General features: G+C 36.1%; 6 protein-coding genes. All 6 read right to left on the bottom strand.

The genetic code is table 11. From position 1 onward, the window contains the following. A partial coding sequence (locus M983_RS14265; RefSeq protein WP_157091972.1) for a hypothetical protein occupies positions 1–278 on the bottom strand: 278 nt, incomplete at its 3' end. Between the two features lie 135 nt (positions 279–413). Then, a complete protein-coding gene (locus M983_RS14260) occupies positions 414–1,064 on the bottom strand; it encodes an MBL fold metallo-hydrolase (RefSeq protein WP_066752325.1) in 651 nt (216 codons plus the stop codon). Between the two features lie 39 nt (positions 1,065–1,103). Then, positions 1,104–1,652 carry a peptidoglycan L,D-endopeptidase MepK gene (mepK, locus tag M983_RS14255; RefSeq protein ID WP_066752323.1) on the bottom strand — a complete coding sequence of 183 codons (549 nt, stop codon included), beginning with the start codon at positions 1,650–1,652 and terminating at the stop codon, positions 1,104–1,106. A 316-nt stretch (positions 1,653–1,968) separates the two neighbouring features. Next, entirely contained in the window at positions 1,969–3,684 is a 1,716-nt protein-coding gene (gene ldtD / locus M983_RS14250) for a L,D-transpeptidase (RefSeq protein ID WP_066752320.1), read from the bottom strand. A gap of 310 nt (positions 3,685–3,994) precedes the next feature. Then, complete coding sequence (gene aphA / locus M983_RS14245) at positions 3,995–4,708, bottom strand: acid phosphatase AphA (protein WP_066752317.1); 714 nt, start codon at positions 4,706–4,708, stop codon at positions 3,995–3,997. A 219-nt stretch (positions 4,709–4,927) separates the two neighbouring features. Then, positions 4,928–8,919, bottom strand: a 3,992-nt coding sequence (gene mukB, locus M983_RS14240) for a chromosome partition protein MukB (RefSeq protein ID WP_066752314.1), incomplete at its 5' end; no start/stop codon positions are given.

Genomic DNA, 8,919 nt, shown 5'->3' with positions numbered 1-8,919 from the left:
AGTTGTATTATTTGACTTTCATATTCCGGTTGTGTTATTTCATTTTCAGCTTCCGGTTGTATTATTTGACTTTCATATTCCGGTTGGATTATTTCATTTTCAGCTTCTGGTTGTATTATGTGACTTTCATATTCCGGTTGTTTTATTTTGCTTTTAGTTCCCAAAAATTCATCATAATTAACGATAGCTAGAATCCCTAAAGGGTCTTTAAAAAAAGGTAGCTTACTGAAATTACCAAACATATCTTTTATATCTTGTGACGTTAGATCCGTTTTCATATTTTTTTCCTTAGTTAATATAGTATTAAAGCGTCAATAATTTATAAAAAATTTAATGAATTTTATTTCAAAAAAAAAGCCTTTAAAAAGGCTTTCTATAAACTTTGAACTATCTATATTAACTAAGAAATAAAATCACCAAATTGGCATTTCATCTTGCAAGAAAGGATTATATCGACGCTCATGACCAATATTCGACATAGGACCATGGCCAGGAATAAAGATATAATCATCACCTAACGGTAATACTTTATTTTTAATTGATGCGATAAGATCAGCATGGTTACCACGAGGAAAATCCGTGCGACCAATACTTTCTTTAAATAATACATCGCCCATTGAGATAAATTTATCTTGGTGATTTACAAAAATAATATGTCCAGGTGTATGACCTGGGCAATGTAATATAGAAAACTGAATAGTTTCGCCTATATTCACGGTATCACCTTCGTTTAACCACACATCTGGCGTAAAGCTTTTACCCTCAGGGAAATTAAACATACGACACTGTTGTTCTAATTCTTCTAATAAGAAGCTGTCGTCTTTATGAGGGCCATAAACAGGCACATGAAAATAATCAACAATCTGAGTGGTACCTGCGGCATGATCAAAATGACCATGAGTTAATAGGACTTTAGTCAGTATCAGCTGGCGTTGTTCAATTTCTGCAATAAGACGCTCAACATCGCCACCGGGATCAACAATAGCGGCTTCCTTCGTTTCATCACACCAAATAATGGTGCAATTTTGCATATAATTTGTCACTGGTACAATGTGGTACTTCATGAATCACTTCCCTTCTCTATTATAAAACTTCTTAATAGATTACCACGAGCGCACAGGCCCTGTATCAATATGGATAAAATTACTTCTTGGATAATACCCCACACCACCGGCTTTCATTCTTAACGCAACTTGACGAACTTTAGAAAGATCAGTACCTGCTAGGCGAAAATCCATTGCTTGCCCACGGGTATGATAGCTCTTTTTAGCAACACCGCTACTATGTTGGCGTAAATGATTATTTGTCACTAATGAGCGATAACCTGAAATAAGTTCAACCGGTTTATTGTTATTAAGCATAACTTGTAATAAGTAAATTTGATCAAATAAAGCAGGATCAATGTTCTTTATTTTATTTTGACGGAAATCTCTAAAAAGATGATTTAAGCGAGAGAGTTCTTGTTTATTATAGCTTTTTCCATCAAAAAACTCAGATTTAATAGTTTCACCAGTGTTTAAATTATTAAAGCGGAGAATTTTAGGGCGCGCTGTTGCTAATGAAGCAAATGCATGAGAAGGAAGTAAACCTAAACCAACTGCCACCATACCAAAGCCAAGCCACTTGCGGCGGTGTGAATCAATTATATCCATGATATGTACACTCAATAAAATATTTTCAGAAAAAGGAACCAATATTATGACAATATTTTTCTCTAATTGTTTATTATTGTTTGTATAGAATTGTAAATTCCTATTAATATTAATTTATCATTTTTTAATATTTTAATAAAAATATTACGGATAGAAAATTAAGCGCTAACTTTTATTAATTTATGTTTTTTGACCATTTGAAGTATTTGATATAATAGCCATAATTACTTTAAAAATATATTTTATCTTGTTGATTTTAAAAAAAGAAAGGAGCCATAAATTTATGGCTCCTTTCTTTAATTCTACTATTATTTTATTACAGATATTTCTTTATATGACTTAAATAATTTTCAGCATTAACGATACTTTGGTCATAATTATAAATATCTGCACGATATTGAGGCTCATCTTCTTGAGCAACCCAGGCTGTTTGATAATATAAATATACTGGGATACGTTCAGGAATTGATGCATATTGTGTCGTACCGCGTTGTAATGTTGCATCTATTCTATCTTGTTTCCAACCTGCATCACCTAATAATATTGAAGCAAGCTGAGATGCTTTATTGACACGAATACACCCAGAACTGATTGCTCTCATATTTTTCGAAAATAAATTATGATTTGGGGTGTCATGTAAATAAATAGCTTCTGAATTTGGCATATTAAACTTATAACGCCCTAATGAGTTAGTTGGTCCAGGTGCCTGCCAAATTCGATATGGAAAATTAGCTGCACTGATATTTTCCCAATCAATATCATAAGGATTAATTGCTTGCGCATCATTTCCCCATCCTGAATATATTGTATAGCCTTTACGACTAAAGTAACTGGGATCAACTTTAGCTTTAGGCACAATATCTTTTCTTGTCATACTAGTGGGTACATTCCAAGGTGGATTAACCACAACGTTATTTAACGCATTGCTCATAATGGGTGTTTTTCTGTCTGGTCTTCCCACGATAACTTTAGAATCAAGAATAAGCTCATTATTAGCGTAAAAATAAAGTGAGTAATCTGGAATATTAACCCAAATTCCTGTATTTCCCATTGGGGGAGTTAAGCGTAATCGCTGAATATTTAAAGCCATAATACTGGCACGTTGAGCTGGTGTTTTATTTAGCCAATTACGTGTTTGTCGTCCAATAATACCATCAGGATCTAATCCATGGGCTGTTTGAAATGATTTAACTGCATCTACAAGCGATACATCATAAACTATTGAGGATATATCTTGCTCATTATCTGCAAGTTCAGGTAATAATTTTAATTTTCGCAAGATTTCTCTTAATGCAGTCACTTCATCAGAAGACTGGTTTGGTTTTAATGAAGTCGTCCCTTTCATTTCAGGCCATTGGCCTTCTTCACTTAGCTGTTTATGTATTTCATCTTTCATTAATACATAATAAGGATGAGATGGTACAAAAGAGATAACAAAACTACCTAGTGTTTTATTTTGAAGATTTTGCAGCAAATCATTCAATGAGTTATCGCTAGGGGGTGATAACGTTTTTACTGCACTATGATAAAGAAGTGATGTGCCTGATATTTTAACTTGATCAACAAAGCTCAAATATCCCAAAAAGGCTTCAGATAAGATAACGTCTCTCGCTTCTGGCGTTAACTCTGTGGTATCAAGTTGTTCTAACCACTGCCCAAATTGAGGCTGAACACCAGATAACGCAACCTCAGCAATCTGTTGCTGTAATTGTTCAATTATTTTTTGATCTTGCCAGAGCAACTCTAAATTATTATTTTGATAAAGTTTTACCAGCTGGTTTAAATAAAGCGGTTTATAGCCTACAGGTAACCATGATTGTAATTTTGCTTTAACATCTTGCTCTGCCAACAATGGTGTGGCACTCCCCACATCTGATATTTGAGGGGTAATTACTGCTGTAGGTGTTTCTGGTGTTAACAAAGTCACAGCTTCACCTTCAGTTGCAATAGCGTGGCTTGCTGTAAAAAAGGCACCTATCGTGACTGAGTAGCAAATTGCTCTTTTCAATTGCATAAATCGTTGTTGCGCCATAAATCCTATTCCCTAATTCCTTGTTATTATTTTGCTTATAAAATTGTAGATTAATCAGACTAAAGTTTTTATAGGAATAAACTAATATTTATAATGTTTTATAGAATACTTTGATTACTTTATCGAGAAAAATCATAAAAATAGAAGAAAAAATAGGTATGTTTCAACATTGGTAAGAATAAATATTATAAGTAAGTATAATTTAATGATATTAATTTGTTTATAGCATGCAGATTTAGTAAAAGAGAAATAAAAAAGGCGTAGAGTTAATATTCTACGCCCTAGATGAGCAACCAGTGTTCAAAAATGCTTAGTATTCAGAATTAATCACAACTTCTTCACCAAATTGGCCCGCTTTTGGTAATGGTTGGTAAGAAGAGTTGGCAGCGCGTAGAATACGAATACCACGGATATTTAATTCATCAGCAGCAGCGATATCAGCATCTGCATCACCGTAGTAAATTTTTAGTTTATGATCACGCATCCAGCTCACCTTGTTATTTGCACCAGGTTGGTCACCGGCAAAAATAACGGGTTGCATTTTATCAGCAGGAATCTTTAATCCTTCTTGAACATATTTTGTTACTGTCTCAGTTTTAGTTTGAGTGCGCCCTGTAATAAAATAAACGGTATCACCACGTTTTAAGTGCATTTGAACAAGATCTATACCGACTTGTTTCGGCATACTAAATTTATCCCATTCATTATTCATTTTTTCCCAGAATTCTGGATTTTTCAAATAGCTATAATCGTTAGGAGAATATTCTAATTTTCCACGATAGAAACCTGGGCTTGAGAAAAGAACAGTATCATCAATATCGAAACCAACAGCCATTGGTGCTTGGCCTTCTAGGCTTTTTTCAATTTCTGCAACAGAAACCCATTTAATCGGTTGTTGTTGTGCTAATTGTGCAACAGTAACACCAGGGTTCACTACTTCTGGCATATGTACTTTTGCGATTGCTGACCCATTTAAACTTAGTGCTAATGCAATTGCACTAAAAGCTAACGTAATTTTACGCATTATCTTTCCTTTAATTTTTATATTAATCACAGAGATTAATAATAATAAACATCACTATTACATTTAAATGAGATATAGCGCACGTTACAAACTTTAAAATTTCAGTTTGTTATTATTTAATTTCAATATTTGATCTCGCTATCATTTTTAAAAAAACGCCACCTGTTTAAACAGATGGCGTTTTTATATTCAAAAAAGAAGATGATAATAAAAAACAATTTATTGTGCTATTTCAGCCTCACTCGTTTCGCTTACTTCTTCATCTTTTTGCCCAAAACCTTTTAAACCAACAACGTGGACGTGTTCAGTACCATTAAAAACTTTACGCACTAATTTATAGGTTGTCCCTTTTTCTGGGCTAATATTTTCTGGTGCTGCAATAATCAACTGCATATCTAAGCGTTCACATAATTCAAACAAGGTTGCGATTGATTTTGCATCTAAACGCGCGGCTTCATCTAAGAAAAGGAGACGACAAGGTGAAATATCTTTACCTCTTAAACGACGTGATTCTTCTTCCCAACTTTGAACAACCATGACCAGAATAGACATCCCAGTACCAATCGCTTCACCTGTTGATAGCGCTCCACTTTCTGCTTTTAACCATCCTTCTGGTCCTCGATTAACCTCAACATCTAATTCAAGATAGTTACGGTAATCAAGTAATTCTTCACCGACAGTTTGTGGCATACGCTGACCAATATCAACCTGTGGGTTTAAGCGTTGGTAAAGTTTAGCCATAGCCTCAGAGAATGTTAGATTCTGGTTTTTAAACAGATCTTGATACTGTTCATTTTCTTCTGACAGTACATCAAGTAATACTTGATGACTTTCTCGAATATTCACATTTAATCGAACACCACGTACTTGACCAAATGATACGGCTTGTAACCCTTGGTTTAGCATACGAATACGATTTTGTTCACGTTGAATCGTTTTACGAATGATATTAGCAACACTGCGTGAACTGATTGCGAGTTTCTGCTCACGAGAGGTAAGCTCTTCTGTTAATCGAGCAAGCTCAATTTCCATTTGTTCAATTGCATCGACAGGATCATCCGTTTTAATAATATCTTGGCGAATACGCTCTCTTAAGTGTTGATATACGGCAATAAAGAATTGGACTTTTCTATCTGGGTATTTCGCATCTTCAGAACGACGTAGCGCATCTCGTAAGTATTCATTATCAGCAACCGCTTGGCGTAAAGCACCTAATGCTTTATCTGACATTGAACGCAATTCATCAGCAGAAAGATAAGCAAAGTCTCGACGATGTAAGCGACGTTCCATGCCATTCTCTTTCACTAGTCGCATAACAGCACACCAGCCCGCTTTTGCACTCACTACATGCTCACGAAGTTGGCCATAGTCACGTTCGAGTTTGCGAATTTTTTTAGTCATATTATCGCGTTCAGCTTCACTGAGTGCGATTTCTCTTTCAAGCTGACTAATACGAGCTCGATTTGTACTCACTTCTGCATAACGTTGATCGCGTAACTCTTTTGCACGAATTTCAGCACCTGCATCCATATGAATGCCCGTTTCTTTCATTTCTTGCTCAAGTTCTCTTAGTAGTTCAGATTTGGTATCAAACGAGCTTTTTAATGATGCAAATACTTGATTAAACTGTTCACATTGCGCTTGTTGCTGGCGATATGCTTCTCTTGCTGTGCTACGCTCTGTTTCTGCCATTTCTAAACGGTGACGTAACTTTTCATTTAAATCACTATTTTCACTGACAATTTCCACCGCATCACTATAACTAAAGTGAGCGCGACGTTGCACCACTTCCACCAGCAAAAACGCCTGTTGTTGATAACGTTGTTGCTCAGCTTTTGCCTCTTCATAATCTTGGCTAAGCTGATTATGTTCTTGTGGATCACTTTGTAAAATAGATGCGATTGGCTCTAATGCTGTTAATGCTTTTTCATGTCGCTGTATATAACGCAGTGATTCTTCAGCTACGTATAATTCTTCTCTCAACTCTTCAACGCGATCAACTAAAGTTTCATCCATCAATAAATTAGCTTGAGGAATAATTTTATTGAGTAGATTTAATGATTCTTTCGCTTGTGAATAGTGCTGGCGTTGCTGTTGAGTACTTTCTTCAAACTGTGCTAACGCTCTTTCTAATTCATTACGACGCTGATTGCATTGACGAATATCTTCTTCAGGATCAGATTCAAATGCGACTGAAATATGCTGACCAATAAATTGACTGAATGCATGATGAGAGCGTTGTACTTTTTGTACATCAAAGGCTTGCGTTGCATAAAGTTCAGAAAGTTCATCACGTTGACGAGACAAGCTTTCTAATTGGTTTTCACGCGCAGCGCGACCAAAAAGGGGTATTTCAGGATAACGAGAATAACGCCATTGTCTATCTGAACTTTTGATAAGTACAGCTTTATTCATTTCTTGTGCATTAAAGACACTATCATCAAATGATTGTGGATCACCCTCAATAAAATAGAGATCTTCAGGGCAGTCTTCTAACGTTTCAAGTTTTTCTTGTACTTGCGCTAAATCTTGTACCACAATCGCGTGGCGTGCTGGTCCATATAACGCTGAGAAATAAGGCGCATCATCTAGCGTAATATCATCATAAATTTCTGATAATAAAACACCATTGAAACGCTCAGCTAATGTAATTAAACGACTATCTTCAGCACCACTAGGTTGACTTAATCGCTCAATTTGCATTTCAATTGCTTGTTTACGAGATGCCGTTTCATCACGTAATACGGTAGCTTGTCGCTCTTTTTCAAGTAACTGCTGCATATATTCAGTTACTTGATTACCCGTTTCAAAAGATTGCTGAGTTTGTTCACATAACTGTGTTAATGCATCTTGTGCTGCAAGCCATGCCGGTGCACGTTTCTTTAGTTTTTCAATTTGCTGTTTAAGTTGCTCTAGTTCTTGACGCATTTGCATGCGTTGTTCACCAGATTCATTGACATAATCACTTAATTCTTCAATTGTCGCTTCTAGCTCTTCTTGTAAGATAAAGAGATCATCAGCATCAACAGGCTTGCCATGATGTTTATTAAATTCAGCTAATTGACGCTCAGCATTTGTTTTTTGTTGTAAGCGTTGCTCTAACTCTGACAATTGCATGCGGATCGGATGTACTCTATCCGCGTGATATCGATGAGAAGACCACTCTTTCAATGCATTTTTAGCCGCACTCCACGCATTTTGACGATCAACTTCACCCACAATGGAGGTTATCAGTTTATAAGCATGATCAAATTGCGTTTTCGCCGCATCAGAAACATTAAGTTTCTGCTCCATTGATAGCAATGATTGCGTAATTGTTTGAATTCTATTTTGAATGCGCTCAGCCCATTGCTCAGCGTTACTTTGCGTTAAATCATCAATATTGCATTGTGCTTTTGCACGCTCTAAAGCTTGCACCGCTTGGCGATATTGTATTGCGCGCGTTTGTTGCACATCTAAAGCTTGTTGATAATCAGCAAGCTGGCTTTTCAGCTCATCAACTTCATCTTCAGCAGCACCAACACGTGCTTCATATTCTTCTTTTTTAGATTCAGCTTCTTCTACAACTTCGCTTTGTTCTTCTAAGCGGAACGTAATTTCTTCTACATCAGCCACATAACGATCAATTTTTTCTTGCTGACGTACTGCATTTTGTACCAGATTTAATCTATCACTTGCAGCTTGGTAATCAGCTTCAAGATCAGACGATAGCGCTTGTTGCTCTTCTAACTCTTTACCCATTTCAATAAAGCGATAAGCTTCACTATTGCTCGATTTTCTCTGGCTCCATAGCTCACGCCGAACATCTAATGCTTCATCAAGATGCGTGCGTCGTTCGTTAGCATGACGCATATAGTCAGCAGCAACATAAGAAGTTGCTTCTGTTATTAAATGCTTAAATAAATCTCTATCTGATTGCGTGACGCGAATTGCTTCTAGCGTCATTCTATTTTCACGCAATGCTCCTTCCATATCTTGGAATGCTTTTCTTACGCCACTATTTTCAGGCAGTAAGTAATCGCGTAAAGAACGGGTAATAGCGCTTGAGATACCACCGTAAAGAGAGGCTTCAATTAAACGATAGAATTTAGCACGATCACTTGCTGAACGCAGGCGTTTAGGAATAACCCCTAAATCAAACATGACTGAGTGGAAATCAGTAATCGAATTAAATTGTTTAAATACAACACCGTCTATCGCTTCAACTTTTT

It is taken from the genome of Proteus myxofaciens ATCC 19692, assembly GCF_001654855.1.
In the GTDB taxonomy this organism is placed as follows: domain Bacteria; phylum Pseudomonadota; class Gammaproteobacteria; order Enterobacterales; family Enterobacteriaceae; genus Proteus; species Proteus myxofaciens.
The sequence above is the reverse complement of the archived record's forward strand: the minus strand, read 5'-3'. Positions and strand labels throughout refer to the sequence as shown.